This window comes from Xanthomonas axonopodis pv. maculifoliigardeniae (assembly GCF_041519315.1).
Lineage (GTDB): Bacteria > Pseudomonadota > Gammaproteobacteria > Xanthomonadales > Xanthomonadaceae > Xanthomonas > Xanthomonas euvesicatoria.
The window spans coordinates 2,479,879-2,505,637 of record NZ_CP167998.1 but is presented as its reverse complement, the minus strand read 5'-3'; the positions used below and the strand labels follow the sequence as shown (position 1 = coordinate 2,505,637).

Genomic DNA, 25,759 nt, shown 5'->3' with positions numbered 1-25,759 from the left:
GTAGGCCTGCCGTTGGGCCCTCGTCAATGCTGCCCGTGCGGCGGCGCAGCGTGTAGGATCGGTCCATGGCGCAAGCACTGAGCAAACTCGAACGCATTCCCAAACTGAGCCGCTTCGGCTGGCTGATGGGCTTGTATGCAGAAAACTTCCAACATCTGACCCGGCTGTTCGCCCCGGCCGATCTTGCGCCGGGCTCGTACGTGTCCTCGATCGGCGATGGCCTGAACCTGCGGCTGGACGTGATCGAATGCCACCGCTACACGGTGGAGCTGCGCCTGACCTACGACCTGTGCGACCCGGTTACCGGCGAGCCGGACCCATCGGCGTATGTGCGGCTGTACCGCGATGCGCGCCAGGCCGAGACCACGCATTGCTATGTCGGTCGGCGCTGGCAGGACGTGATGGGCATGTTCCCGCCGCCGGCCGAGCTGATCAGCCACCGCATGCGCATGAATACGTTCCTGGGCAAGTGGCTGGAGTACCTGGCCGAACGCGGCCACGGCGTTGCGACCCTGCGCCTGGATACCGATCACGTGGCACCGCCGCGCCCGAATCCGCAGGCCGCCGTCGGCTGAGCCGGCGTTACCGCCGCGTGCGGCGTGCCGCTTCAGTCATACTGATGCGCTTCGTGTCAGATCGCATGCCATGCCCTATACCCCGATTGTCGCCACGCTCGGCTACCTGTTGTCGCCGGACGGCACCCAGGTGCTGATGATCCATCGCAATGCCCGTCCCGGCGACCAGCATCTGGGCAAATACAACGGCCTGGGCGGCAAGATGGAGCCGGACGAAGACGTGCTGGCCTGCATGCGCCGCGAGATACGCGAGGAAGCCGGCGTCGACTGCGGGCAAATGCAGTTGCGCGGCACCATCAGCTGGCCCGGCTTCGGCAAGCAGGGCGAAGATTGGCTGGGCTTCGTGTTCCTGATCCACAGCTTCGACGGCACGCCCCACACCTCCAATCCGGAAGGGACGCTGGAGTGGATCGCGATCGAGCGGATGGACCAGGTGCCAATGTGGGAAGGCGACCGCCATTTCCTGCCGCTGGTGTTCGATGGCGACCCGCGCCCGTTCCACGGCGTCATGCCGTATCGCGACGGGCGCATGCAGTCGTGGACGTATTCGCGGATCTGATCGCTGCGCGTGCACAACGCGATGGGGACGTGACGCCGACACCGTTCCGGCAGCTGCCCAACCGAGCCCGACTGTTGTAGGGCGATGTCCTCGACGTGCGACGGGGCAGCGGAGCAGCGCTTCCCATCCGATCGGCGAGCCGTGCCGGCTCGCGGCGCAGCACCAATTCCAGCCAGGCTCAACCGTGCGCTGTCTGACATTAATCGCGGGGAGCCTTTCGACGCTATCGAGAACGGCAGGCCTCACCCAGTTCTCCACACCCCCTGTGGATGGACGCTGCGCAAGTCTGTGGACAAGTCCGCGCACCCCTTGCGCCATCTGGCATGCGCGACGCCTGGTCAAAATTTCGCCAGCGTGATCATTGGGCCGTCCAGCCGCCGTCGATGGCGATGGCTTGCCCGGTGATGTTGCGCGCGGCATGCGACATCAGAAACGCCACCGTGCCGGCCAGCTCGTCATACTCGATGAAGGCGCCCTTGGGCATCGGCTTGAGCATCACATCGCGCACCACCGCGTCCTCGGCGATGCCGCGGGTGCGCGCCTGATCGGCAATCTGCCGCTCCACCAGCGGTGTGCGCACATAGCTGGGGCAGAGCGTGTTGACGGTGATGTCGCAATCGGCGGTTTCCAGCGCGATGACCTTGGCCAGGCCGACCAGGCCATGCTTGGCGGCGACATACGCACTTTTGTATGGGCTGGCCACCAGCGAGTGGATGCTGCCGATATTGAGGATGCGGCCATAGCCGGCTGCACGCATGCCGGGCAGCACGGCGCGACTGAGGCGTGCGGCGCCGGTGAGCATGACATCCACCAGCAGCGCCCACTGCTGCATCGGGAACTCCTCCAGTGTGGCCACATGCTGCAGGCCGGCATTGTTCACCAGTACCTGCGGGGCGCGTGATGCGTTGGCCAGTGCCTGCGCAATGCTGTCTGCATCGGTCACGTCCAACGCCAGCGCCTCGGCCGAGGCGTCTGCCTGGCGCAACGCCTCGGCCGTGCGCTCGGCGTCCGCCAGCTGCACATCGCTGACGAGCAGATGATGGCCATCGGCCGCCAGTTGGCTGGCGATACCGGCGCCAATGCCGCTGCCCGCGCCGGTGATCAGGATGCTGCGCATCGGATGTCCTCGTGAAGTGGTGCGCGGCCGGGAGCGGTCACGCGGATCGCCAGCCTAGCCGAGTGCAGCGAAACGGTCGCCTGCATGGCGCGCGCGCGTTACCCTTTGCGCCTTGCTCACCTCAGGCTCCGCATGAAACGCCATTTTTCGATGCTGCGCGATTTCCAACTCGCGGACTGGTTCACGCTTGCCAACGCGTTCTGCGGCACCGGCGCGGTGTTTGCGGCCATGCGGTTCCTGCAAGAGGGGCATCGCGGCGATCTGCTGCTTGGCATGGCCTTGATCCCGCTAGCGTTCGTGTTCGATGCGCTGGACGGGCACGTGGCGCGCTGGCGCAAAGCGTCTTCCACACTGGGCCGCGAACTGGATTCGCTGGCAGACGTGATCTCCTTCGGCGTGGCGCCGGCGGCGCTGGGCTACGCCTGCGGCATGCGCGGCGGTTGGGACTGGCTGGTGCTGAGCTACTTCGTCTGCTGCGGGGTCAGCCGGCTGGCGCGCTACAACGTCACCGCCGAAGAGATCGCTGGCGAGGCCGACAAGGTGCCGTATTTCGAAGGCACGCCCATTCCGACCAGCCTGGTATTGGTGATCCTGCTCGCCGTTGCCGCCAGCAGCGGGCATATCGGCGACACCTTGTGGTGGGGGCAATGGCAGCTGGGGCCGTGGCAGTTCCATCCGCTGGTGCTGCTATTTGCGGTGTCCGGCTCGCTGATGATCAGCAAGACGCTGCGTATCCCCAAGCCCTGAGCGGCACACCGCCACGCACGCGGTAGGATGGCTGGGTAAAGGTCACTGGACGGGATGATGGCAAGCAGCGGTTCGGACAACGGCAACTTCGACGACAAGGCGCGCCAGTATTGGGCTGCCTGGGGAGATGCCATGCGCCACGGCCAGGCCGGCGCCGCCGCGCAACAACCACCGCCCGCGTCCGGTAGCGATGCTCCGCAGGATTGGCGCAAGGCCGTGGATTGGTGGTCGCAGTTGCTGCCCACCCAGGCCGCCCCGCAGGCGCAGGAGGCCATCGACCGCTTTCGCACCCAGGCCGGTGACTGGTTCGGGACCATGCAGCAGGTGGCCGCGCAGTTTGCCGGGCGCGACACCTCGGCCAATGAAGTGGCCGAGGCCTGGCGCCAGGCCGTACAAGGGCAGGGCGAACAGCTGATGCAGTGGACCTTGGGTTCGCTGCGCGGCGGCAGCCCGGGCGGGTTCGACCCGTGGCTGCAGGACGCGGCGCAGGCGCTGCAGAAGTGGCGCGAGGAAAATGCGCCCTGGCTGGACATGCCGGCGTTCGGATTGAACCGCAATCACCAGTCGCGCCTGCAGAAACTGGCACGCGCACAGCAGGAGTTCCAGGCCCAGTCGGAGGCCTATGGCGAGCAACTCAAGGCGGCGATCGAGCAGGCGTTCGCGCGCTTCGCGTCCAAGCTGAGCGAGCACGAGAGCAGCGGTAGCCAGCTGACCAGCGCCCGCGCCCTGTTCGATTTGTGGATCGAGGCGGCCGAAGAGTCCTATGCCGATGTCGCCTTGTCGGAGCAGTTCCGCAAGGTGTACGGCGGTTTTGCCAATGCGCACATGCGTCTGCGCGCTGCGCTGCAGGAAGAGGTCGAGCAACTCAGCGAACGCTTCGGCATGCCCACACGTTCGGAGATGGACGCCGCGCATCGGCGCATTGCCGAACTGGAACGCCTGGTCAGGCGGATGCTGCGTAACGTAGCTTCACCGGCAAGCAAGCCCGCCGCGGCGCCGCAGCCTGAAACGGTGACATCGGCGGCGGGCAAGCGCGCGTCGTCCGCCAGCGCCAGTGCGGCGGCAGCGCGGCCGGCGGGGGCAGCACGGGCAGTCAAGCCGGGTGCATCCAGGAAGGCGTCCGTCGACAGGACCGCGACGAAAAAGGCGGCTCCGAAACAGGCGCCAGCGGTCTCCAAGTCGACGAAAACGACCTCGGTCAAGAAGCGCGATGGCGCGAAATCCCCGCCCAAGCCTGCGGCCCGTAAACCCGCTGCAGGTAAAAAACGTGGAGCGCAGGCATGAAAGGTCCGTTGGGATTCAGTGCCGAAGACCTGATGCAGGAAACCTTGTCGATGCAACGCAAGTTGCGCGAAGGGCTCAAGTTGCTGCCGGGCGTGGACGATGTGGATTATGGCGTCACCGAGCGCGAAGAAATCTGGCGCGATGGCAAGGTAGTGCTATACCGCTTCATCGGCGAGCAGGCACCGGTGGCGAAGACGCCGCTGCTGATTGTCTATGCATTGGTCAATCGCCCGTACATGGTCGATCTGCAGGCGGATCGCTCGCTGGTGAAGGGGCTATTGAGCCACGGCCAGGACGTCTACGTGCTGGACTGGGGCTACCCCGATCGCTCGGAGCGCTACCTCACGCTGGAAGATTATCTGCTGCGCTATATCGATGGCGCGGTTGATCACCTGCGCGCGCAATCCGGGCTGGAGGCGGTCGATGTGCTCGGCATCTGTCAGGGCGGCACGTTTTCGTTGTGCTACGCCGCGCTGCAACGCGACAAGGTGCGCAACCTGATCACCATGGTGACACCGGTGGATTTCCATACTCCCGACAACATGCTGTCCAACTGGGCGCGCATGGTCGATGTGGATCTGTTCGTGGACACGATGGGCAACGTGCCGGCGGACCTGATGAACGCCAGTTACCTGATGCTCAAGCCGTTCCGGCTGAATCTGCAGAAGTACGTGGGCCTGCTCGACATCCTCGACGACAAGCAGGCGCTGGAGGATTTCCTGCGCATGGAAAAGTGGATCTTCGATTCGCCCGACCTGGCCGGTGAGGCCTTCCGCGAATTCGTCACGTTGTTCTATCAGCGCAACGGGTTGGTCACCGGGCAGGTGAGCATCGGGGGACAGGCAGTCGATCTGCAGGCGCTCGACATGCCGGTGCTGAATATCTACGCCGAACACGACCACTTGGTGCCGCCGGATGCCTCACGGGCGCTAGGAGGGCTGGTCGGCAGCGACGACTACAGCGAATTGAGCTTCCGTGGCGGGCACATCGGAATCTACGTCTCCGGGCGTGCGCAGCGCGAGGTGCCGGTGGCAATCCATCGCTGGTTGCAGGAACGCGGCGGCAATGCCTGAGATGGCTGCCTGCACGCCGCGCAGGTGATGCTGCGCCAAGCAGGCCGGGCGGCCATCACGATGTGCAGCGGCCGCTTTTTCTAGACTGTTGGCTACGTCTTGCAGGAGTCCTGCCATGTCTACCACCACGTTGTCCCGCTCCCTCAACGACCGCATGATCGCCGGTGTCGTTGGCGGCATTGCGCGTCGTTTTGGCTGGAGCTCGACGCTGCTGCGTGTGTTGTTCGTCATCGTGTCGATTGCCTCGGCCGCGTTTCCCGGCATCCTGGTGTATCTGATTCTGTGGCTGCTGATCCCCAACCAGGCCGATTGAAGCCGGTAATGCGCGGCCTGCCTGCACTGCAGGTGCTGGGCGCGTTGTGGACGCTGCCCAATACCTTGATCGGGCTCGCGATCGGCGCGGCCGGCTGGTGTTTCGGCGCGCGTCCCGTCTGGTCGCCGCGGGAACATGCCGTGGCCTTTCACGCGTGGCCGTGGGGTCCGGGGGGCGCAATGACGTTGGGCAACGTGATCCTGCTGAAAGGTGCATCGCTGGACCTGCAGTGCAGCACCTACGCGCACGCCGCAGGCCGTTGCCAGCATCCGCCGGTGCGCCTGGGCGACCACGAGCGCGCGCATGTCTATCAGTACATGCTGCTTGGGCCGCTGTTCCTGCCCATGTATGTTCTGTGCGGCGGCATCCACGTGCGCAATCCGCTGGAGCGGGCTGCCGATACCTATGCGATGCACGGCCACGGTTGGTGGCCGTGGGGGATTCAACGCAGGCGCGCGAAGCCGAACAATTCGGACAGCGGGTGAGGCGTGCCCTCTAGTTGTGCACGCAACAAGCCTGCGCCAATGGCGCTATAGGTAATGCCGTTGCCGCCATAGGCCATCGCAAACGATACACGTGGCCCCAGTTCGGCATGCGGCCCGAAGAACGGCAATCCATCGGCAGTCTCTGCGAAGGTGCCAGCCCATGCGAACGCCGGGCGCAGGCGCATATCGGGCATGGTCTTGCCAATTTTCTTCAGCAACGTCCTGAGCTTGCCCTGCACGCGTGCGTCGCGGCGAGGGGGAATGTCGATGTTGTCGTCTTCGCCACCCGCGACCACGCGCCCGTCTGGTGTGCTGCGCAGGTACAGATACGGGCGCGCGGTCTCCCACATCATGGTGTGCTTAAGCGCGCCCATTTCGCTGTCGTGCAGGGTGTCGGTCACGAAGGCGTAGCTGCTGCGATTGCGCGCCACCGGCTGCGAGAGCCAGCGCTGGTTGCCATAGCCGGCTGCCAGGATCACGTGACGGGCGCGCACGCTCACACCGTCTTCGGTGCGCAGGTCGACATGCGGGTCGTGCGGATCGATCGAGGCAATGGCGGTGCGGTCATAGATGCGTGCGCCGTATTGCTCGCACTCGGAAAACAGGCGGTAGCACAGGCGGTACGGGTCTACGCTGGCGGCCAGGCGGCTCAGAATCGCGCCATCCGAATGCACGCCGTAGTTGTGCCAGAGCGGCTCGCGTTCGATCCACTCCACCGGCAGTCTCTGCGCCTGGCGGGTCTCCAGCTCGCTGCGCAGGTCTTTGATATCGCGCGAGCGGCTGGCGTAGTACAGGCTGTCCTGGCGCGTGAAGTCGGTGCCGCCGAAGGTATTGCACAGGCCCTGCAGGTCGAGGATGGCTTGCGCGCACGCCCCATAGGCCAGTGCTGCTGCCTGCATGCCGTGCTGTCTGGCCAGTTCGATCATCGGTGTATCGATTTCGTACTGGAGCAATGCGGTGCTGGCCGAGGTGCTGCCCCAGCCGATGTCGCGCTGTTCGATCACCGCGACTTCGTGCCCATGGCGCACCAATTCGTGGGCAATCAGCGCGGCGGTCACCCCACCACCGACGATGGCCACTTCGCAGACGGTGTCTTGCTCCAGGCGCGGGTACGCGCGCATCAACCCGTTGCGGATCGACCAGAACGGGTAGCCACTTTTGAGATCCATGCGGTGTCGAGCAGCGAGCGGATGGACGGCGATTGACCGCCAAGCGGAGTGAAGCGGCCGTGAGGCGAGCCCGGCCTTGCCGCCGTCACCAAACGGCAAACAGCCAGCGTTAACGTGCGTGGAAAGCTCCTCACGGCGTGCTGGTTATCCTGCCGCCACAACGCAGCAACAGCAGCAGAAGAGGGTGTGGGTATGTCGATTGTCCTGTACGTCGGTGGCAGCAAAGATGGCGACAAGGGCGTGGTGCCTTACGGTTTCAGCAAGTCGCGTGCGATGACCGATGCTGGCCCGGAGGTGTATGTCGAACGCATGGTACCGCTGAAGGATGTCGGCAAGGTCCGCGTGATGGCGCTGGAGTCGCTGCACGAAAGCATTCTGGTCGAACGTGCCGCCACCCATTACGCTCGTCAGGTCAGCTGAGCGCGGCAGCATAGGTTTACGGCGGCGTTGTCAACGGGTTTCCGTGGCGGGCCGGCACTGCGAAAATGCGTTTTTCAGTGAAGCGGGTCACCCCGCGCCGTCATGCACGATAGCCAGCTCGCCCAGCAGATTGCTCGCACCATCGCCGATGAGATCGGTGCCCAGCCCGCCCAGGCGCACGCCGCCATCGCCTTGCTCGACGAAGGCGCCAGCGTCCCCTTCATCGCCCGCTACCGCAAGGAAGTCACCGGCGGGCTGGACGACACGCAGCTACGCAACCTGGAAACGCGCCTGACCTATCTGCGCGAGCTGGAAGAGCGCCGCGCGGCGATCCTGTCCAGCATCGGCGAGCAGGGCAAGCTCAGCGACGAATTGCGCAACGAGATCGTGGCGGCCGACACCAAGTCGCGGCTGGAAGACCTGTACCTGCCCTACAAGCCCAAGCGCCGCACCCGCGCGCAGATCGCGCGCGAAGCCGGGCTGGAGCCACTGGCCGATGGCCTGTTGGCGGACCCGACGCAATCCCCGGAAGTAGCCGCGGCAGCCTTCGTCGATGCCGAGAAAGGCGTTGCCGACAGCAAGGCGGCGCTGGAAGGCGCGCGCGCCATCCTGATGGAGCGCTGGGGTGAAGACGCGGCGCTGGTCGGTGAGCTGCGCAGTTGGCTGAGCGACAATGGCGTGATCCGCGCACGGGTCGCCGAGGGCAAGGAAGAGGCCGGTGCCAAGTACCGCGACTACTTCGATCACGCCGAAACATTGGCGAAGATTCCTTCGCACCGCTTGCTGGCGCTGTTTCGCGCACGCCGCGAAGAAATCCTGTATCTGGATCTGGATCCGGGCAGCGATGCCGAGGCTGGCCACCAGTACGCCGAAGGCCGTGTGGCGCGCAATGCCGGTATCTCCAACGAAGGTCGTCCAGCCGATCGCTGGTTGCTGGACGCGTGCCGGCTGACATGGCGCGCCAAGCTGCATATGCACTTGCTGTTGGACCTGTTCAACCAGGCGCGCGAAAAGGCCGAGGCCGAAGCGATCGCGGTATTCGGCGACAACCTCAAGGACCTGATGCTGGCAGCGCCGGCCGGTCCGCGGGTGGTGCTTGGGCTGGATCCGGGCATCCGTACCGGTTGCAAGATCGCCGTGGTCGATGCCACCGGCAAGCTGGTGGCCACCGAAACGATTTATCCGCACGAACCCAAGCGGCAGTGGGATCAGTCGCTGCAGACCATCAAAAAGTTGTGCATGCAGCACAACGTGGAGCTGATCGCGATCGGCAACGGCACCGCCAGCCGCGAGACCGACAAGCTGGCCGGTGAGGCGATTGCGCTGTGCGGCGCTGCCAAGGTACAGAAGGTGGTGGTGAGCGAGGCGGGCGCATCGGTGTATTCGGCCTCGGAGTTCGCGGCCAAGGAATTCCCGAATCTGGATGTGTCGCTGCGTGGCGCCGTGTCGATCGCGCGCCGTCTGCAGGATCCATTGGCCGAACTGGTGAAGATCGAGCCCAAGGCGATCGGCGTGGGCCAGTACCAGCACGATGTGGATCAATACCGTCTGGCCAAGGCATTGGAAGCGCGGGTGGAAGACTGCGTCAACGCGGTCGGTGTCTACGTCAATACGGCCTCGGCGGCGTTGTTGTCGCGCGTGTCCGGGCTGTCAGGCACGGTGGCGGAAAATATCGTGCGTCACCGCGACGACAATGGCCCGTTCAAGCGACGCAAGGACTTGCTCAAGGTGCCGCGGCTGGGCGAGAAGACCTTCGAGCAATGCGCCGGTTTCCTGCGCATTGCTGATGGCGAGGAGCCGCTGGATGTGTCGGCGGTGCATCCGGAAGCGTATCCGGTGGTGGAACGCATCGTGAGCAGCACCGGCAAACCGATCAAGGCATTGCTGGGCGACGGCAGTTTTCTGCGTGGCCTGAAGCCGGAGATGTTCACCGACGACCAATTCGGTGTGCCGACCGTGCGCGACATCCTCAAGGAACTGGAAAAACCCGGCCGCGATCCGCGCCCGGAGTTCAAGGCAGCGCAGTTCGCCGAAGGCATCGAGGACATCAAGCACCTCAAGCCGGGCATGGTGCTCGAAGGTGTGGTCAGCAATGTGGCCGCGTTCGGTGCGTTCGTCGATATCGGCGTGCATCAGGATGGATTGGTGCACATCTCGGCGTTGTCGGAGACCTTCGTCAAGGATCCGCGCGATGTGGTCAAGGCCGGCGACATCGTCAAGGTCAAGGTGCTGGAGGTGGATGTGGCGCGCAAGCGCATCGCGCTGACCTGTCGTCTGTCCGACACGCCGCCAGCGGCGGATGGCGCAGCGCAGCCGCGCGAAGCCCGTGGCAGCGGCGGTCCGGGGCAGGGCAGGCGCGATGGTGGTGGGCGCGGTCAGGCGCAGGCCAATAGCAAACCGCGGATCACCGCGCCGCCGGCCGACAATGCGCTGGCAGCGGCGTTTGCGCGTGCCAAGCGTAGCTAGGTCGCGTTTTTGATCTGTCGGTTGATCGGCGTGGTTGGGTGGCGTGGCGCGGATCTATTGTGGCGATGGATGGTCTGCGGTTTGGCTTATAAGTAAAAGCCTTCGATGCAGGCAAGCATCCTCAGTGTGCCGATCGGTGACGAAGTCATCGACCAAGCACGCTCCGGTGCTACTCCACTGCAGCCCGCACCGCGCGCGTGGGCAAGATCAAGCGTTCGATCAGGTCGACCAGGCCGGGTGGTTCCACCGGCTTGCCCATGTGCGCATCGAAGCCGGCTACTACCGCGCGGTCGCGGTCTTCTTCGCGGACATAGGCGGTCAGGGCGATGGCCGGAATATGCCGCGGCAGATCGGCGCGGCCCGAACGCACGGTGCGGATCAAGTCGTAGCCATCGCGTAAGGGCATCGCGATATCGCTGACCAATACATCGAAGTGCGCGTTCACCAAGCAGTGCTCGGCCGCGTCCACCGACCCGGCAGCCTGCACCTGCGCCCCGGCCAGCATCAGGAACTGCATCACCGCTTCGCGCGAATCCTGATCGTCGTCGACCAGCAGGACGCGCACGCCAGCCAGGCGGTCGCGGCACTCGTCCGGCAGCGCGCCCACGTGGGTGGTGTCTGCCGAGGCAGGCCGCAGATCGCTGACCCCGTGCTGGAACGGTAACACGATGGTAAATAGCGCGCCCTGGCCTTCGCCCGCGCTGGAGGCGCCAAGACTGCCGCCATGCAGGTCCACCAACTGACGCGAGATCGACAGGCCCAGCCCCAGGCCGCCCACGCGCCGTGTAGTGCCTGCATCGGCCTGACGAAAACGGTCGAACACATGCGGCAGGAAATCCGCCGCAATGCCGATCCCGGTGTCCTGCACGCACAGGCGCAGCCGCTCGTCTTCGACATCCATCGCCACTCGCACCGTACCGCCGGCAGGGGTGAACTTCAGCGCATTGCTGAGCAGGTTGGTCAGCACCTGCTGCAGCCGCCCGGCATCGCCGAAGAACCACAGCTCGCCATCGCAAGGCGCATCCAGCTCCAGTGCGATCTTGCGCGCCAACGCGGTCGGCTGCATGAGTTCCAGCACGCTGCGCACCAACCCGGCGATATCGAAATGCTCGGCCTGCAGGCGGATCTTGCCGGACAGGATCGCGCTCATATCCAGCAGGTCGTCGATGATCTGCGTCTGCGCGCGCGCACTGCGTTCGATGATCACCAGGCCCCGGCCCAGATTGGCCGGATCGGCGATGTCCGATTGCATCAACCGCGACCAACCCAGGATCGCGTTGAGGGGTGTGCGCAACTCATGGCTGAGCGTAGCCAGGAATTCGTCCTTGACCCGGTTGGCATGCTCGGCCTGCGCGCGCGCGGCGGTTTCCGCCTGCAACGACAGCTTGAGCTTGGCATCCACCCGGGTGCGTTCGATCACGATGCCGGCCAGGTGCGAGGCCGAGCGCGCCATCGCCTGCTCGCGCAAGGACGGTAGGTGAGGGCGGTCGTAATAGATATTGAGCGTGCCCAATACCTGCCCGTTGCTGGCCAGGATCGGGGTAACGCAACACGCGGCGATGCCCATCGTTGCCGAGATCGCATGGTGGCTGCTGAAGCTTGCATCTGCCTGGAGATCGCTGCAGATCACCTGACGACCCAGGTGCGCCGACAGGGCGCACGGCGGACCCTCCGGCCCGATCGGCGATGGCTCGAAGTGCCCGCGGTACTCGATCGGAAAATGCGGTGCCGAGCCGAAACTCAAGGTGTGGCGGACCTCATCGCGCACCATCACCGAGCAGTACAACGGGATTTCACCGCGTGCCTCCACACTCAATGCGATCGCATCCAGCACCACCGGCAATGGTGCGCCGGTGGTGATCAAACTCAGGATTGCGCGATCCGAAGCGGTGGCATCTTCGATGTGCTTGCGTTCGGAGATGTCGGTGAGCGAGCCGATGTGCCCCAGAAACCGTCCGTCACTGGCGAAGTGCGGGGATGCGGTGTCGATGCACCAGCGGTATTGCCCGTCGTGGCGGCGCACGCGGTATTCGGCGAGGAATTCGCCGCGTTGCTCGAGTGCCTGTTCAAAGGCATGCCGCACGCGTGCTGCATCGTCCGGATGCATCACATCCCACCAGCCCTGATCCAGTGCCTGGTCTTCCCCCTGTCCGGTGAAGTTGTACCAGCGCGGATTCCAGTACACGCAATCGCCTTGCGCGTCGGCCATCCAGATCATCGCTGGCACCGTCTCGCAGAGCGCACGGAAGCGCACTTCGCTTTCGCGCAATTGCTGCTCGAATGCGCGCCGGTCATGAATGTCGGTGTAGGTACCGATCCACTCGCTGATGCTGCCATCGTCGCCGCGCACCGGGAGCGCGCGCACCAGGTGCCAGCGCGATTGCCCGTCGTGACGCAGCAGTTCGCACTCCACCTCGAGAGCGCGCTGACCTTTCAATGCCAGGCTCCACGCCTGCTCGGACAGGCGCAGACCATCGGCGGTGTGCGCGCGGTGCCAGGCGGCATCTTCGTTGCTGGAAGGATCCAGGCCGGTGTACTCGTACCAGCGCTGGTTGAAGTAGTGCGGTCGTCCGTCCGGATCGGCAATGAAGATGATCTGCGGCAGCGTATCGGCGAGGCGGCGCAGGCGCGCTTCGTTGGCCGCGAGTTGCTGCTGCGCCTTGGCCCGTTGCATCGATTCCCAGCAGCGTGCCACGACCAATCGCACCAGTTCGATCTCCGCCGACAGCCAGCGCCGCGGTGCGCGCTGATGGACGCCGATCGCGGCCACCAATCGGTCGTGCTTGTGCAGCGGAATGGCCAGCGAGGCGCGCAAGCCGGAGCGGCGGTACTGCTCGGCCACATAGTCCGGCGCACCCGGCGCCATCGCATCGGTCGTGAACCAGGGGCGGTTCGCCAGCAGCGCATCGCGCAGGCCCTGTGCGGCCTCCAGTGGGAAGTCGCCTTGCAGGCTCGGCATGTCCTGCACGTGGTCGCTGATGACATGCATGGTGCTGCCATCGGCAGCGACCAGACCGAATGCGCAACGGTTCGCCTGCAGATGCTCGCCAAGCAGGCGCACGCTGGTGTCGATGATCTGCCGCGGATCGGACACGTGCTGCAATGCGTCTTCCAGCATCAATAGAAAACTGTCGCGACTATCGCTGCGACGTTGTTCGCTGACGTCAGCGGTCGAATCCGCAACGCCGATGTAGAGCGCGCCTACCTGCTCGCCCGTTTGCAGCACTGGGCTGCATGACCAGCGCTCCAGCTCCAGGGCCATTGCCGCGGCTGGCTCGTCATCGCCATCGCGATTGGATGCGTATGTCAGCGCCGCACGCGGCTGCCCGAATGCCGCCGGGTGGTGCGGTCCCAGTCGTGCAATGCAGGCATCGTTGTAGATACAGCGCTCGTCGCGGCCCCATACGAGCAGCATCGGAACTTGCGCATGCAGGCAGATCGAGAGTGCTGTGCGCAGCGCGGGGCTGTCGCCCAACAGCGCGTCCGCAGCGTGCACGGAAGCGGCCAGTAATGCTGCAGTTTCGCTCGTCTCCGGCAGCAAGCCGGCAAACGGCGACACGGCGATATCCATCCAGCGACCCGCCCGTCATTCTTCGATGGCAGATTCTAGTAGCAACCGGCCTGCACCGGCAGCGCCGCGGAACCGGCGATTCAGCTAATCGCTGCCGGCACATGGCAACACAATGCGTCTGTGGCAGAAGGATAAGGTGTTAGAGAGAGGGCAGGCGTGCCGCACCTGGCAGTGGCACCGGCAGGGCGCCCGGTCCTGCTGCTCAGCCCTCAGCGCCGCGCAACTCGCGCGCTTTGGACAATGCACCGATCAGTTCTTCGGACAGATAGGGCTTGATCAGGATGACACCACGTTCGAATCCACTCGGGATGCTGCCGATGGCCACGCCGGTTGCCAGCACGAACGGGATACCGCGCTCCGACAACAGGCGTGCGACCGGTTCGCTGGTTTCGCCGTTACCCAGGCGATAGTCCAGCACTGCGATATCCGGTGGCTCGGCGCTGATCAGCTGCAGGGCATCGCGCACTTCGCCGACCGGGCCGATGACGACGGCACCCGCCTGAACAAGCTGCAGGTCGAGCAGCATGGCATTCATGTCATCGTTTTCGACCACGAGTACCCGAACTCCACGCAACACCGACATTGCTTACTCCTTCACTGAATCGGCCAGTATATCGGGACTGCCTGGACACAGCGCTGCAGACCCCGCTTGCACCTGAATTCGTCAGGCGCAAACTGACACTGTTCGTTTCAACAACAAGTCGCTATACTGTGCGGCCACGCCGAAGTGGCGGAATCGGTAGACGCAGCGGACTCAAAATCCGCCGCCCTTAAAAGCGTGTGGGTTCGAGTCCCACCTTCGGCACCAGGTTGTTGCAGTACCAGCGAAAGCCCTTCTGGAGAAGTCCGGTGGGGCTTTTTGCTGTGTGCCGTTCGGCAAGGCGTGGGGCTTCGTTGATGCGGCGCGACCAGCGAGGCTGGCGACCGTCAGTGCGGTCGAACGGAGCGCGAAGCGACGGCGTGGTTGGCGCGCGATGCACGACTGGCGTCAGGAGCAATTTGTTTGCAGTGCATCTGCGTGGCGCAGATGCTGATCGCTCGAGTTCGTCCATCGGCACGCCACGCATCAGGCACGCAACTGCCGCGCGCCGTGCAGTGCGCAGGTAATGGATGACGTTGCAGGCACGCGACCATCACGCTGCTTGCGTACCGTGGGAGTCTCTTTTGAGCGGGTGACCCCATGGACTTCGATGCTTCGCAACAGCTGCGCATCCTGCGCGACATCCACGACACCAAGCCGGTGGCCGACGAAGAGGGAAACTGGGCGGTACGCGCCGGCTATGCCACGCAAGCCGAAGATGGCGACATCGACCTGACGCACGAGGGCCGCAAGGCGCTGGATAGTGGGCAGACCTGAGGTGTTCCGCACCGTGCACTGCGTGGCTGGCCTTGAGATCGGACGGAGGTTTTACTCATCGCATTAGCGTGCGATGGGGCCTGCGACACGCCCCGAACGCATTGCGAGGTGGCGAGACGATTGGTCAGCGATGTAATGGCTTGCGAGTGCGTAGCGGGGAGTTGAATACAAGGCTCGCCAGTGAAATGCATTTGCGCGCCACTGGTCCCAGCCCGCAATGGCCTCGAAATACGTCCGAGACGGAGGTTAGGGACAGACAAGAAAAAGCCCCGGCAGTGCCGGGGCTTTGGATGATTGGCGTCCCCACGGGGATTCGAACCCCGGTGTCCACCGTGAAAGGGTGGTGTCCTAGGCCTCTAGACGATGGGGACGCGTATCAAAACCTCGTTGTCCACTTGAGACGGCCTAATGTCTGAAGTGGTGGAGCCAGGCGGGATCGAACCGCCGACCTCCTGCATGCCATGCAGGCGCTCTCCCAGCTGAGCTATGGCCCCGCGTTGCTGCGAGCCGGCAATCATAGCGACATCGCCGCGCGATGGGAAGTGGTCTGGGCAAAAAAGTTGTAGCAAGGGCGCAGCCGCCGGGCGAACTGCCGGGCCGCATGCGTCGAGCGCGGCGATTGAACAGCAACGGCGCAGCTGGAGTGCATGAAGCGCCATAAGTCCACGGTGTTCGGGGCGTGCAGTGGATTGCAGCGACGACAATATCGGCGCGCTGGATGCGCCGATGTGAGTTTGCACTCACTTCGACAGCGATCGATTCGCGAGCAACTGCCGCGCCGGGTCGCGCGTCAAGTCCGCTGCATCTCGTCTACAAGCAACACCGGATTCGCGTCCCGTGCTCGCCGTCATCACGGCATGCGTGAGCGCGACCATCGCGCACATTGCGTTTTTGGCGCGGCAATCTGTAGCGACGCTTCTGGCAACGTGGCAACTGCGAGGCGGCAGGGACATCGACAGCAAAATTATGTGCGCGCGCGAATGCGCATACGCATACGCTTGAGTCGTGCCGAAACTCGTCAAGCGCTTGGATCGAGCGGGTGTTGGCAGCAGTAGTGGCCTGCCGAACAGCAGTGCGTGCGTATCGATTCGCACACCAAGCGCGCGCCATCCGCGGCAGAGATTCAACTCTTTCTGTCCGCTGCATCATGGCGATGAACCGAGGCATGCCCAGCCTCGCTCAGAACCGGATTCGGCCTGGTGACAGGCAAAAAAAAGCCCCGGCAGTGCCGGGGCTTTTGGATGATTGGCGTCCCCACGGGGATTCGAACCCCGGTGTCCACCGTGAAAGGGTGGTGTCCTAGGCCTCTAGACGATGGGGACGCATATCAAAACCTCGTTGTCCACTTGAGACGGCCTAATGTCTGAAGTGGTGGAGCCAGGCGGGATCGAACCGCCGACCTCCTGCATGCCATGCAGGCGCTCTCCCAGCTGAGCTATGGCCCCACGAAACTGAGAACGAAATGATAGCGGCCTGTTAATGTTCGCGCAAGCGCTTTTTCATTCCGAATGAGACGGTGCGACGTTCGCATCGCACTCAGTTGACGCCGTGCAGATCGCGCAACTGCGTCTGACGCGCGCCGAAGTACGCCGCCAGGTCGGCGATGTCCTGATCGCTCAGCGCCGTGGCCTGGGCGGTCATCAACGGATGCTGACGGTCGCCGCTACGGTAGGCCTGCAGCGCATGCGCAAGATAGTCGCCGTATTGGCCGCCCAGTTTGGGATAGCTGGGATCGATCGGCGCATTGCCATCGGCACCGTGGCAGTCCACGCAGCTCTGGCCGGTCGCCTTGCCCTTGGCATGGGCGAGTTTGTCGCCGGCGTCGGCGCGGCCGGTGGGCAGACCTGCCGACGAGCCGGAGCCGTGCTCGCCGCTGGCGTGGCCGGGGTCGCCAGCGGAGTGATCGGTGGACTCAACCTGGGATTGGGAACAGGCCGCCATCATCAGGGCAGCGACCAGGACGATGGCTAGACGCGGAGCGTGCAGGGCGTTCGGCATGTGGGCGCTTATTTGAGGGTGGACAGAAAGGCGGAGATGTCGGCGATGTCCTGCTCGGAAAAGCTCTGCGCCTGTGCCTGCATGGTTGGATGCTTGCGCTTGCCCTGGCGATATTCGGTCAACGCCTGGGTCAGATACTGGCTGGTCTGGCCGCCAATCTTGGGCACGCGATAACTGGGGTAGGCGTTCTTATAGCCGGTGACGCCGTGGCAACCCTGGCAGGTATAGGCGAGCAAGCGCCCATTCGACGGGTTGCCGGTCGGCGCGGCAGGGGTTGCCACCGCGGCAGCAGGTGCCGGGGGGGCCGGAGCTGCGGGTGTGGCTTGCGGTGTTGCTGATGCGCCCCCAAACGGCAGGAAGACGACCAGAGCGAGACAAGCGGCGAGCGGCTGCGGGCGCATGGTTTCGTATCCGGAAGACTGATTGAGCGTCCGCACGTGGGGGCGTGACGGAACCGGACCGAGTATGCCTGCGATTTGGCGCGGCGCAAACCGGGTGAATAGGCAAAGTTGAATAGACCATGACCTTTGGCGCATTGGCGGCATGTGCATCTGGGTGGTCTACTTGCCTACAACACCTGTTCACGCATCCACTAGGACACGACGATGTCGCCACTCTCCTTCTTGCCGGGTCGCAGCGGAACCTGCGCCGCTGCATTGTTGATCACCACGAGCCTGCTGCTGGGGGGTTGCAAGGCAGGAGAGGGCCAGGCCAAGACCGCCGAGGAAAAGAAGGCCGTCGATGCGGTGCCGGTGGAAATCGCCAAGGCCGCGCGCCGTGCGGTAGCCGCCAGTTACACCGGCACCGCTGCGCTGGAGCCACGTGCCGAGGCGCAAGTGGTGGCCAAGACCTCGGGCGTTGCGCTGTCGGTGATGGTGGAAGAGGGGCAGAAGGTGTCGGCGGGCCAGGCACTGGTGCGTCTGGATCCGGATCGCGCACACCTGGCGGTGGCGCAGAGCGAAGCGCAGCTGCGCAAGCTGGAAAACAGCTATCGCCGCGCCACCCAGTTGGTAGGGCAGCAGTTGGTCAGCGCCGCGGATGTGGACCAGCTCAAATTCGATGTCGAAAACAGCCGTGCGCAGCACCGGCTTGCATCGTTGGAGCTGTCGTACACCACGGTGCAGGCGCCGATCTCCGGCGTGATCGCATCGCGCTCGATCAAGACCGGCAACTTCGTGCAGATCAATACGCCGATCTTCCGCATCGTCGACGATTCGCAGCTGGAGGCCACGCTCAACGTGCCCGAACGCGAATTGGCCACGCTCAAGTCGGGCCAGCCGGTGACCTTGCTGGCCGATGCGCTGCCGGGCCAACAATTCGTCGGCAAGGTGGATCGCATCGCGCCGGTGGTGGACTCGGGCAGCGGCACGTTTCGCGTGGTCTGCGCATTCGGCCAGGGGGCCGAAGCGTTGCAGCCGGGCATGTTCGGGCGCATCCGCATCGATTACGACCAGCGCAAGGACGCCTTGGTGATCCCGCGCCTGGCGTTATTGGACGATGGCGAACCGGCAGTGTTCGTAGTGCGCAACGGCAAGGCCAGCCGGGTGCCGGTGAAACTGGGCTATGCCGAGGGGCCGTGGCTGGAAGTGCGGCAGGGCCTGAAGGAAGGCGACCAGGTGGTGACTGCCGGCAAGGTGGCGCTGCGCGACGGCACTGCGGTGCAGGTGATCGGCCAACCCGATCGCAAGCCGGTCGCGACCAAGGCCGCTGCGCCCGCACATGATGAGACGCACGCATGAGCGAGAACGGCAACCCGCACGGACCCGTGCATGATCCGCACGCACCACTGCCTGGCGGCGGTGGCCTGGTGGCCTTCGCCACGCGGCGGCGTGTGACCATCGCCATGATCACCGTAACGATGCTGCTGTTCGGGCTGATCGCGTTACGCAGCCTCAAGGTCAATCTGCTGCCCGATCTGAGCTATCCCACGCTCACCGTACGCACCGAATACACCGGCGCGGCGCCGGCGGAAATCGAAACGCTGGTGACCGAGCCGGTGGAAGAAGCGGTCGGGGTGGTCAAGAACCTGCGCAAGCTCAAGTCGATCTCGCGCACAGGGCAGAGCGATGTGGTGCTGGAGTTTGCCTGGGGCACCAATATGGACCAGGCCAGCCTGGAGGTGCGCGACAAGATGGAGGCCTTGTCGCTGCCGCTGGAAACCAAGCCGCCGGTACTGCTGCGCTTCAATCCTTCCACCGAGCCGATCATGCGGCTGGCGTTGTCGCCCAAGCAGTCGCCGGCCTCCGATACAGATGCGATCCGCCAGCTCACCGGCTTGCGTCGCTATGCCGACGAAGACCTGAAAAAGAAGCTCGAACCGGTGGCCGGCGTGGCAGCGGTGAAGGTCGGCGGCGGGCTGGAAGACGAGATCCAGGTCGACATCGATCAGCAGAAGCTGGCGCAGCTCAATCTGCCGATCGACAACGTGATCACCCGGCTCAAGGAGGAGAACGTCAACATCTCCGGCGGTCGGCTGGAAGAAGGCTCGCAGCGCTACCTGGTGCGTACGGTCAACCAGTTCGTGGATCTGGACGAGATCCGCAACATGCTGGTGACCACCCAAAGCAGCAGCGGCAGCGCGGCCGAAGCGGCGATGCAGCAGATGTACGCCATTGCGGCGTCCACCGGTTCGCAGGCGGCGCTGGCGGCAGCGGCCGAAGTGCAGAGCACCTCCTCCTCGTCCAGCAGCAGCATCGCCGGCGGCATGCCGGTGCGGCTGAAGGATGTGGCGCAGGTGCGCCAGGGCTACAAGGAACGCGAGGCGATCATCCGCCTGGGCGGCAAGGAAGCGGTGGAGCTGGCGATCTACAAGGAAGGCGATGCCAACACCGTGTCCACCGCCGCGGCGCTGCGCAAGCGCCTGGAGCAACTCAAGGCGACGGTGCCGGGCGATGTGGAAATCACCACGATCGAGGACCAATCGCACTTCATCGAGCATGCGATCAGCGATGTCAAAAAAGATGCGGTGATTGGCGGCGTGCTGGCGATCCTGATCATCTTCCTGTTCCTGCGCGATGGCTGGAGCACGTTCGTGATCAGCCTGTCGTTGCCGGTGTCGATCATCACCACGTTCTTCTTCATGGGTCAGCTGGGGTTGAGCCTCAACGTGATGTCGCTGGGCGGGCTGGCGTTGGCCACCGGCCTGGTGGTGGACGATTCGATCGTGGTGCTGGAGAGCATCGCCAAGGCACGCGAGCGTGGCCTGGGCGTACTGGACGCGGCCATCGCCGGCACCCGCGAAGTGAGCATGGCGGTGATGGCGTCCACGTTGACCACCATTGCGGTATTCCTGCCGTTGGTGTTCGTCGAAGGCATCGCCGGGCAGTTGTTCCGCGATCAGGCATTGACGGTGGCGATCGCGATTGCGATTTCGCTGGTGGTGTCGATGACGCTGGTTCCGATGCTGAGCTCGCTCAAGGGCGCGCCGCCGATGGCGTTCCCGGACGAGCCGAGCCATCCGGATTGGCAGCCCGAGCAGCGCTGGCTCAAGCCGGTGGCGGCCGGGCGGCGCGGCGCCGGTGCGAGCGTGCGTTATGCATTCTTCGGTGCGGCGTGGGCGGTGGTGAAGGTGTGGCGCGGGTTGAGCCGCGTGGTGGGGCCGGTGATGCGCAAGGCCAGCGACCTGGCGATGGCGCCGTATGCCCGTGCCGAGCGCGGCTATCTGGGGATGTTGCCGGCGGCGCTGCGGCGTCCCTGGTTGGTGCTGGGGCTGGCCGCGGCGGCGTTCATCGGGACGGTGTTTCTGGTGCCGATGCTGGGCGCGGATCTGATTCCGCAGCTGGCGCAGGATCGCTTCGAAATGACCGTCAAACTGCCTTCCGGCACGCCGCTGGCGCAGACCGATGCAGTGGTGCGCGAGTTGCAGCTGGCGCACGACAAGGACCCGGGCGTCGCCTCCCTCTACGGCGTCAGCGGTAGCGGCACGCGATTGGACGCCAACCCCACCGAGAGCGGCGAGAACATCGGCAAGCTCACCGTGGTGATGGCCGGTGGCGGTAGCCCGGCGGTGGAAGCGGCGGCGACCGAGCGGCTGCGCAGCAGCATGGTCGGGCACCCGGGCGCACAGGTGGATTTCGCGCGGCCGGCGTTGTTCAGTTTTTCGACACCGCTGGAAGTGGAACTGCGCGGCCAGGATCTGGGCGAGCTGGAACGCGCCGGGCAGAAGTTGGCCGCGATGCTGCGCGCCAACGGCCACTACGCCGACGTCAAATCGACGGTGGAAGAGGGCTTTCCGGAGATCCAGATCCGTTTCGACCAGGAGCGCGCTGGTGCCTTGGGGCTGACCACGCGGCAGATCGCCGATGTCATCGTCAAGAAGGTACGTGGCGATGTGGCCACGCGCTACAGCTTCCGTGACCGCAAGATTGATGTGCTGGTGCGTGCCCAACAAGCCGATCGCGCCAGTGTCGATGCGATCCGTCAGCTGATCGTCAACCCGGGCAGCAGCCGGCCGGTGCGCCTGGCGGCCGTTGCCGAGGTGTTGGCGACGACGGGGCCGAGCGAGATCCATCGTGCCGACCAGACCCGCGTGGCGATCGTGTCGGCCAGCCTGAAGGACATCGACCTGGGCGGTGCGGTGCGCGAGGTGGAAACGATGGTGCGCAAGGACCCGCTTGCTGCCGGCGTGGGCATGCACATCGGCGGGCAGGGCGAGGAGCTGGCGCAATCGGTGAAGTCGCTGTTGTTCGCATTCGGCCTGGCGATCTTCCTGGTCTATTTGGTGATGGCTTCGCAGTTCGAGTCGCTGCTGCATCCATTCGTCATTCTGTTCACCATTCCGTTGGCAATGGTCGGTGCGGTGCTGGCCCTGCTGATGACCGGCAAGCCGATCTCGGTGGTGGTGTTCATCGGCCTGATCCTGCTGGTGGGCCTGGTGACCAAGAACGCGATCATCCTGATCGACAAGGTCAACCAGCTGCGCGAAGACGGCGTGCCCAAGCGCGAGGCGCTGATCGAAGGTGCGCGCTCGCGCCTGCGGCCGATCATCATGACCACCTTGTGCACCTTGTTCGGCTTCCTGCCGCTGGCGGTGGCGATGGGCGAGGGCGCTGAAGTGCGTGCACCGATGGCGATCACCGTGATCGGCGGGTTGCTGGTGTCGACCTTGCTGACCCTGCTGGTCATCCCGGTGGTGTACGACCTGCTGGATCGCCGTGCCGATGCGTACTACCTGGAGCGCGGCCGGCGCATGGCCGGGCAACGTGCACAGGCGGCGAGCAATGCCGACGGACTGGGGGCGCTATGAGCGTTGCCGCCTTCAGCATCCGTCGCCCGGTCACCACCATCATGTGCTTCGTGTCGCTGGTGGTGGTGGGCTTGATCGCGGCGTTCCGGCTGCCCTTGGAGGCGCTGCCGGATATTTCCGCGCCATTCCTGTTCGTGCAATTGCCCTACACCGGCTCCACGCCGGACGAGGTGGAGCGCAACCTGGTGCGGCCGGCCGAGGAAGCGCTGGCAACGATGACCGGCATCAAGCGCATGCGCTCGACCGCCACCGCAGACGGCGCGAACATCTTCATCGAATTCTCCGACTGGGACCGCGATATCGCCATCGCCGCATCCGATGCGCGCGAGCGACTGGATGCGGTGCGCGACGATTTCCCGGAGGATCTGCAGCGCTTCCACGTCTTCAAGTGGTCCAGCAGCGACGAGCCGGTGCTCAAGGTGCGCCTGGCCAGCCAGACCGATCTGACCGGCGCGTACGACATGCTCGACCGCGAGTTCAAGCGGCGCATCGAGCGCATCCCCGGCGTGGCCAAGGTGGAGATTTCCGGTGCGCCGCCGAACGAGGTCGAGATCGCGATCGCACCGGATCGGCTCACCGCGCACGACCTCAGCCTCAACGATCTGAGCGAGCGCTTGGGCAAGCTGAATTTCTCGGTGTCTGCAGGCCAGATCGACGACAACGGCCAGCGTATCCGGGTGCAGCCAATCGGCGAGCTGCGCGACCTGCAGGAATTGCGCGAGCTGGTGCTCAATGCCAAAGGTGTGCGGCTGGGCGACATCGCCGAGGTGCGGCTCAAGCCGACGCGCATGAATTATGGCCGGCGCCTGGATGGGCGCCCGGCCATCGGCCTGGATGTCTACAAGGAACGCAGCGCCAATCTGGTTGAGGTGTCGAAGGCGGCGTTGAAAGAGGTCGAAGACATCCGCGCCCAACCGGCGCTGCGCGATGTGCAGGTCAAGGTGATCGACAACCAGGGCAAGGCGGTGACCTCGTCGCTGGCCGAACTGGCCGAAGCCGGCGCGGTGGGTCTGCTGTTATCGATCACCGTGTTGTTCTTCTTCCTGCGGCACTGGCCATCGACGCTGATGGTGACATTGGCGATCCCGATCTGCTTCGCCATCACCTTGGGCTTCATGTATTTCGTCGGGGTCACGCTCAACATCCTGACCATGATGGGGTTGCTGCTGGCAGTGGGCATGCTGGTGGACAACGCGGTGGTGGTGGTGGAAAGCATCTACCAGGAACGCGAGCGCATGCCCGATCAACCGCAGCTTGCCGCGCTGCTGGGAACGCGCAGCGTGGCCATTGCGCTCAGCGCCGGCACCTTGTGCCATTGCATCGTGTTCGTGCCGAATTTGTTCGGCGAAACCAACAACATCAGCATTTTCATGGCGCAGATCGCCATCACCATCTCGGTGTCGTTGCTGGCGTCGTGGCTGGTGGCAATCAGCTTGATTCCGATGTTGTCTGCACGCATGAAAACGCCGCCGATGGTGACCTCCGAGCACGGCGTGATTGCGCGGCTGCAGCGCCGTTACGCCAAGGTGCTGGCGTGGACGTTGGCGCACCGCGGCTGGAGCGTGACCGGCATCATCCTGGTCAGCGCGATCAGCCTGGTGCCCATGAAGTTGACCAAGGTCGACATGTTCGGTGGCGACGGGGGCAACGAAGCCTTTATCCAGTATCAGTGGAAAGGTTCGTACACACGTGAGCAGTTGGGCGAAGAGATCGGCCGTGTCGAAAACTATCTCCAAGCCAATCGCGCCAGGTACCACATCACGCAGATCTATTCGTGGTTCAGCGAAGTGGAAGGCAGCAATACGGTGGTGACCTTCGATGCGAGCAAGGTCAAGGACCTGCCGCCGCTGCTGGAAAAAATCCGCAAGGAGCTGCCGCGCTCTGCGCGTGCCGATTACAGCATCGGCAATCAGGGCGATGGCGGCAATGGCAACCAGGGCGTGCAGGTGCAGTTGGTCGGCGATTCGACTGATGCACTGAAAGCGCTGGCCGACGATGTGATTCCACTGCTGGCGCAGCGCAAGGAGCTGCGTGATGTGCATGTGGATACGGGCGACCGCACCAGCGAGCTGGCGATTCGTGTCGATCGCGAGCGCGCGGCTGCCTTCGGATTCAGTGCCGAGCAAGTGGCCAGTTTTGTCGGGTTGGCGTTGCGCGGCACACCGCTGCGCGAGTTCCGCCGGGGCGACAACGAGGTGCCGGTGTGGGTGCGGTTTGCCGGCGCCGAGCAGAGCAAGCCGGAAGATCTGGCCAGCTTCACCGTGCGCACCAAGGACGGCCGCAGCGTACCGTTGCTGAGTCTGGTGGAGGTGCAGATCCGTCCGGCCGCCACCCAGATCGGGCGCACCAATCGGCAGACGACGCTGACGATCAAGGCCAATCTCGCCGAAAAGGTCACCATGCCCGAGGCGCGCGCAGCGATGGAAGCGCCGCTCAAGGCGATGAGTTTCCCGGCCGGTTACAGCTACACCTTCGACGGCGGCGATTACCAGAACGACGGCGAGGCGATGAACCAGATGGTGTTCAATCTGGTGATCGCGCTGGTGATGATCTATGTGGTGATGGCCGCGGTGTTCGAATCGCTGCTGTTCCCGGCGGCGATCATGAGCGGGGTGCTGTTCTCGATCTTCGGGGTGTTCTGGCTGTTCTGGATCACCGGTACCTCGTTCGGCATCATGTCCTTCATCGGCATCCTGGTGCTGATGGGCGTGGTGGTGAACAACGGCATCGTGATGATCGAGCACATCAACAATCTGCGCCGCCGCGGCATGGGGCGGACGCAGGCGCTGGTCGAAGGCTCGCGCGAGCGTTTGCGGCCCATCATGATGACCATGGGCACCGCGATCCTGGCGATGGTGCCGATCTCGCTGACCAGCACCACGATGTTCAGCGACGGCCCACCGTACTTCCCGATGGCGCGCGCCATCGCCGGCGGCCTGGCGTTTTCGACGGTGGTGAGCCTGCTGTTCCTGCCGACGATCTACGCGATCCTCGACGACATGAGCAGCGGTGCGGCTGCGCTGGTACAGCGTGCGCGTGGTGTGCCGAAGGCGAGGCGGTCGAGCGCTGCGTTGGAATCGTGAACGAGGTAAGGCGTTAAGCCCCTCTCCCCCCCCGGGAGAGGGGTTGGGGTGAGGGTACGGTTGCTTCCTTCGGCTCGTACGACAACCAAAGCACCTGACCGCCAATCAGCGGCTCCGGTAAGGGGCGACAGCGCAGCCGGGGATCGGCTCTTCGGAGCGACAGACATCCTGTCTGACGCGCCGTCGCGACACCTCCGTGCGCCGCTCTCCGCCGATCGCCGGCCGCGCTGCCGCTTCGGTGTTTCATTACCGTGGCTTCGAGCAGATCGGTGTGCCATCGCCATGACCTCGAGCAGA

General features: G+C 64.6%; 19 protein-coding genes and 5 tRNA genes. 14 read left to right on the top strand and 10 right to left on the bottom strand.

The annotated features are described in order from the left end of the window. Positions 1-65 precede the first annotated feature (65 nt). Both ACDH77_RS10915 and ACDH77_RS10910 read left to right on the top strand, forming a co-directional pair. The gene (locus ACDH77_RS10915) at positions 66-575 is read left to right on the top strand and encodes a DUF1249 domain-containing protein (protein ID WP_008573198.1); all 510 of its coding nucleotides are present in this window, start codon (positions 66-68) and stop codon (positions 573-575) included. A gap of 70 nt (positions 576-645) precedes the next feature. Next, on the top strand, positions 646-1,134 hold the full coding sequence (locus tag ACDH77_RS10910; RefSeq protein WP_008573201.1) for an NUDIX hydrolase: 489 nt from the start codon (positions 646-648) through the stop codon (positions 1,132-1,134). Between the two features lie 358 nt (positions 1,135-1,492). On the opposite strand, the gene ACDH77_RS10905 is transcribed toward ACDH77_RS10910, so the two are convergent. Next, positions 1,493-2,251 carry a 3-hydroxybutyrate dehydrogenase gene (locus tag ACDH77_RS10905; RefSeq protein ID WP_031422889.1) on the bottom strand — a complete coding sequence of 253 codons (759 nt, stop codon included), beginning with the start codon at positions 2,249-2,251 and terminating at the stop codon, positions 1,493-1,495. A gap of 84 nt (positions 2,252-2,335) precedes the next feature. On the opposite strand from ACDH77_RS10905, the gene ACDH77_RS10900 reads away from it, so the two are divergent. From ACDH77_RS10900 to ACDH77_RS10880, 5 genes are all read left to right on the top strand, one after another. Continuing rightward, complete coding sequence (locus ACDH77_RS10900; RefSeq protein WP_011347422.1) at positions 2,336-2,998, top strand: CDP-alcohol phosphatidyltransferase family protein; 663 nt, start codon at positions 2,336-2,338, stop codon at positions 2,996-2,998. A gap of 54 nt (positions 2,999-3,052) precedes the next feature. After that, positions 3,053-4,282 carry a class III poly(R)-hydroxyalkanoic acid synthase subunit PhaE gene (phaE, locus tag ACDH77_RS10895; protein ID WP_031422886.1) on the top strand — a complete coding sequence of 410 codons (1,230 nt, stop codon included), beginning with the start codon at positions 3,053-3,055 and terminating at the stop codon, positions 4,280-4,282. Continuing rightward, on the top strand, positions 4,279-5,355 hold the full coding sequence (locus ACDH77_RS10890; protein WP_008573208.1) for a class III poly(R)-hydroxyalkanoic acid synthase subunit PhaC: 1,077 nt from the start codon (positions 4,279-4,281) through the stop codon (positions 5,353-5,355). Before phaE ends, ACDH77_RS10890 begins: the two co-directional genes overlap by 4 nt. Positions 5,356-5,470: 115 nt before the next feature. Continuing rightward, positions 5,471-5,668: a PspC domain-containing protein gene (locus ACDH77_RS10885; protein WP_011347425.1), complete on the top strand. Its 198-nt coding sequence runs from the start codon at positions 5,471-5,473 to the stop codon at positions 5,666-5,668. Positions 5,669-5,676: 8 nt separating this feature from the next. After that, a complete protein-coding gene (locus ACDH77_RS10880) occupies positions 5,677-6,153 on the top strand; it encodes a hypothetical protein (protein ID WP_014090228.1) in 477 nt (158 codons plus the stop codon). Here ACDH77_RS10880 and ACDH77_RS10875 read toward each other — a convergent pair. Beyond that, a complete protein-coding gene (locus ACDH77_RS10875; RefSeq protein WP_218488424.1) occupies positions 6,111-7,322 on the bottom strand; it encodes an FAD-binding oxidoreductase in 1,212 nt (403 codons plus the stop codon). The genes ACDH77_RS10880 and ACDH77_RS10875 overlap by 43 nt on opposite strands. A gap of 192 nt (positions 7,323-7,514) precedes the next feature. On the opposite strand from ACDH77_RS10875, the gene ACDH77_RS10870 reads away from it, so the two are divergent. Then, positions 7,515-7,742, top strand: coding sequence for a hypothetical protein (locus ACDH77_RS10870; protein WP_017157548.1), 228 nt, complete (start codon positions 7,515-7,517; stop codon positions 7,740-7,742). 102 nt (positions 7,743-7,844) lie between these two features. Next, positions 7,845-10,208, top strand: a complete 2,364-nt coding sequence (locus ACDH77_RS10865) for a Tex family protein (RefSeq protein WP_031422878.1) — start codon at positions 7,845-7,847, stop codon at positions 10,206-10,208. 169 nt (positions 10,209-10,377) lie between these two features. Here the strand turns inward: ACDH77_RS10865 and ACDH77_RS10860 are convergent, their stop codons facing one another. Then, entirely contained in the window at positions 10,378-13,779 is a 3,402-nt protein-coding gene (locus ACDH77_RS10860; protein WP_071117195.1) for a PAS domain S-box protein, read from the bottom strand. Between the two features lie 202 nt (positions 13,780-13,981). Then, entirely contained in the window at positions 13,982-14,362 is a 381-nt protein-coding gene (locus ACDH77_RS10855; RefSeq protein WP_011347430.1) for a response regulator, read from the bottom strand. Positions 14,363-14,500: 138 nt separating this feature from the next. Between ACDH77_RS10855 and ACDH77_RS10850 the strand changes: the two genes are divergently transcribed. Both ACDH77_RS10850 and ACDH77_RS10845 read left to right on the top strand, forming a co-directional pair. After that, a tRNA-Leu gene (locus tag ACDH77_RS10850) sits at positions 14,501-14,587 on the top strand. Positions 14,588-14,959: 372 nt separating this feature from the next. Further along, positions 14,960-15,136, top strand: coding sequence for a hypothetical protein (locus tag ACDH77_RS10845; protein ID WP_003482805.1), 177 nt, complete (start codon positions 14,960-14,962; stop codon positions 15,134-15,136). Between the two features lie 295 nt (positions 15,137-15,431). On the opposite strand, the gene ACDH77_RS10840 is transcribed toward ACDH77_RS10845, so the two are convergent. The 6 genes from ACDH77_RS10840 to ACDH77_RS10815 all read right to left on the bottom strand — a co-directional run bounded on the left by ACDH77_RS10840 (position 15,432) and on the right by ACDH77_RS10815 (position 17,535). Continuing rightward, a tRNA-Glu gene (locus ACDH77_RS10840) sits at positions 15,432-15,507 on the bottom strand. Between the two features lie 47 nt (positions 15,508-15,554). Continuing rightward, a tRNA-Ala gene (locus ACDH77_RS10835) sits at positions 15,555-15,630 on the bottom strand. 752 nt (positions 15,631-16,382) lie between these two features. After that, positions 16,383-16,458 (bottom strand) — tRNA-Glu (locus ACDH77_RS10830). A gap of 47 nt (positions 16,459-16,505) precedes the next feature. Continuing rightward, positions 16,506-16,581: transfer RNA gene (locus ACDH77_RS10825), tRNA-Ala, on the bottom strand. Positions 16,582-16,672: 91 nt separating this feature from the next. After that, positions 16,673-17,134 carry a c-type cytochrome gene (locus tag ACDH77_RS10820; protein WP_008576685.1) on the bottom strand — a complete coding sequence of 154 codons (462 nt, stop codon included), beginning with the start codon at positions 17,132-17,134 and terminating at the stop codon, positions 16,673-16,675. Between the two features lie 8 nt (positions 17,135-17,142). After that, on the bottom strand, positions 17,143-17,535 hold the full coding sequence (locus tag ACDH77_RS10815) for a c-type cytochrome (RefSeq protein WP_033479153.1): 393 nt from the start codon (positions 17,533-17,535) through the stop codon (positions 17,143-17,145). A gap of 204 nt (positions 17,536-17,739) precedes the next feature. Between ACDH77_RS10815 and ACDH77_RS10810 the strand changes: the two genes are divergently transcribed. The 3 genes from ACDH77_RS10810 to ACDH77_RS10800 are packed head-to-tail and all read left to right on the top strand — an operon-like array spanning position 17,740 to position 25,462. Beyond that, entirely contained in the window at positions 17,740-18,873 is a 1,134-nt protein-coding gene (locus tag ACDH77_RS10810; protein WP_008576683.1) for an efflux RND transporter periplasmic adaptor subunit, read from the top strand. Continuing rightward, the gene (locus ACDH77_RS10805; protein WP_218488423.1) at positions 18,870-22,379 is read left to right on the top strand and encodes an efflux RND transporter permease subunit; all 3,510 of its coding nucleotides are present in this window, start codon (positions 18,870-18,872) and stop codon (positions 22,377-22,379) included. The genes ACDH77_RS10810 and ACDH77_RS10805 overlap by 4 nt, the downstream gene beginning before the upstream one ends. After that, complete coding sequence (locus tag ACDH77_RS10800; RefSeq protein ID WP_031422859.1) at positions 22,376-25,462, top strand: efflux RND transporter permease subunit; 3,087 nt, start codon at positions 22,376-22,378, stop codon at positions 25,460-25,462. The genes ACDH77_RS10805 and ACDH77_RS10800 overlap by 4 nt, the downstream gene beginning before the upstream one ends. Positions 25,463-25,759: the final 297 nt, after the last annotated feature.

Coding starts and splice junctions, on each gene's coding strand:
- ACDH77_RS10875 (WP_218488424.1), bottom strand. CDS start 7,322: ATGGATCTCAAAAGTGGCTACCCGTTCTGGTCGATCCGCAACGGGTTG.
- ACDH77_RS10800 (WP_031422859.1), top strand. CDS start 22,376: ATGAGCGTTGCCGCCTTCAGCATCCGTCGCCCGGTCACCACCATCATG.
- ACDH77_RS10910 (WP_008573201.1), top strand. CDS start 646: ATGCCCTATACCCCGATTGTCGCCACGCTCGGCTACCTGTTGTCGCCG.
- ACDH77_RS10810 (WP_008576683.1), top strand. CDS start 17,740: ATGTCGCCACTCTCCTTCTTGCCGGGTCGCAGCGGAACCTGCGCCGCT.
- ACDH77_RS10855 (WP_011347430.1), bottom strand. CDS start 14,362: ATGTCGGTGTTGCGTGGAGTTCGGGTACTCGTGGTCGAAAACGATGAC.
- ACDH77_RS10890 (WP_008573208.1), top strand. CDS start 4,279: ATGAAAGGTCCGTTGGGATTCAGTGCCGAAGACCTGATGCAGGAAACC.
- ACDH77_RS10870 (WP_017157548.1), top strand. CDS start 7,515: ATGTCGATTGTCCTGTACGTCGGTGGCAGCAAAGATGGCGACAAGGGC.
- ACDH77_RS10905 (WP_031422889.1), bottom strand. CDS start 2,251: ATGCGCAGCATCCTGATCACCGGCGCGGGCAGCGGCATTGGCGCCGGT.
- ACDH77_RS10845 (WP_003482805.1), top strand. CDS start 14,960: ATGGACTTCGATGCTTCGCAACAGCTGCGCATCCTGCGCGACATCCAC.
- ACDH77_RS10885 (WP_011347425.1), top strand. CDS start 5,471: ATGTCTACCACCACGTTGTCCCGCTCCCTCAACGACCGCATGATCGCC.
- ACDH77_RS10900 (WP_011347422.1), top strand. CDS start 2,336: ATGGCGCGCGCGCGTTACCCTTTGCGCCTTGCTCACCTCAGGCTCCGC.
- ACDH77_RS10820 (WP_008576685.1), bottom strand. CDS start 17,134: ATGCCGAACGCCCTGCACGCTCCGCGTCTAGCCATCGTCCTGGTCGCT.
- ACDH77_RS10915 (WP_008573198.1), top strand. CDS start 66: ATGGCGCAAGCACTGAGCAAACTCGAACGCATTCCCAAACTGAGCCGC.
- ACDH77_RS10865 (WP_031422878.1), top strand. CDS start 7,845: ATGCACGATAGCCAGCTCGCCCAGCAGATTGCTCGCACCATCGCCGAT.
- ACDH77_RS10815 (WP_033479153.1), bottom strand. CDS start 17,535: ATGCGCCCGCAGCCGCTCGCCGCTTGTCTCGCTCTGGTCGTCTTCCTG.
- ACDH77_RS10805 (WP_218488423.1), top strand. CDS start 18,870: ATGAGCGAGAACGGCAACCCGCACGGACCCGTGCATGATCCGCACGCA.
- phaE (WP_031422886.1), top strand. CDS start 3,053: ATGATGGCAAGCAGCGGTTCGGACAACGGCAACTTCGACGACAAGGCG.
- ACDH77_RS10860 (WP_071117195.1), bottom strand. CDS start 13,779: ATGGATATCGCCGTGTCGCCGTTTGCCGGCTTGCTGCCGGAGACGAGC.
- ACDH77_RS10880 (WP_014090228.1), top strand. CDS start 5,677: ATGCGCGGCCTGCCTGCACTGCAGGTGCTGGGCGCGTTGTGGACGCTG.